The following is a 515-nucleotide window of genomic DNA, read 5'->3' as shown; positions in this document are numbered from 1 at the left end:
AGGCGGCGGACCTGCTCGACGACCTGGACGGCTACACCGTCCGCGAGCTCGACGACGACGAGGAGATCCTGCTGGCGCGTGACGGGGGAGAGGTCACGACCTGGCGGCAGGACTACCCGTACGCGGAGCGGATCGACCCGGCGGAGTACCGGGCGCGCAAGCGGGCGTTGCAGATCGAGCTGCTGAAGATGCAGTCCTGGGTGAAGGACACCGGCCAGCGGGTGCTGGTGCTGTTCGAGGGTCGTGACGCCGCCGGCAAGGGCGGCACGATCAAGCGGTTCACCGAGCACCTCAATCCGCGCGGGGCCCGGGTCGTGGCGTTGGAGAAGCCGTCGCCGCGCGAGGCCGGGCAGTGGTACTTCCAGCGGTACTTCGCCGAGCTGCCGGCGGCCGGGGAGATCGTGCTGTTCGACCGGTCCTGGTACAACCGGGCCGTCGTCGAGCCGGTCATGGGGTTCTGTTCGGACCGGGAGTACGAGGAGTTCATGGCGCAGGCGCCGAACCTGGAGCAGTCG

At 69.5% G+C, this 515-nt stretch carries 1 protein-coding gene; it reads left to right on the top strand.

What is annotated here, in order from left to right; translation table 11 throughout:
* Window positions 1-11: 11 nt before the first annotated feature.
* A partial coding sequence (locus tag ABD990_RS34235) for a polyphosphate kinase 2 family protein (protein WP_486362916.1) occupies window positions 12-515 on the top strand: 504 nt, incomplete at its 3' end.

Source organism: Pseudonocardia yuanmonensis (assembly GCF_039542425.1).
Lineage (GTDB): Bacteria > Actinomycetota > Actinomycetes > Mycobacteriales > Pseudonocardiaceae > Pseudonocardia > Pseudonocardia yuanmonensis.
This window is presented reverse-complemented; position numbering and strand designations above follow the sequence as displayed.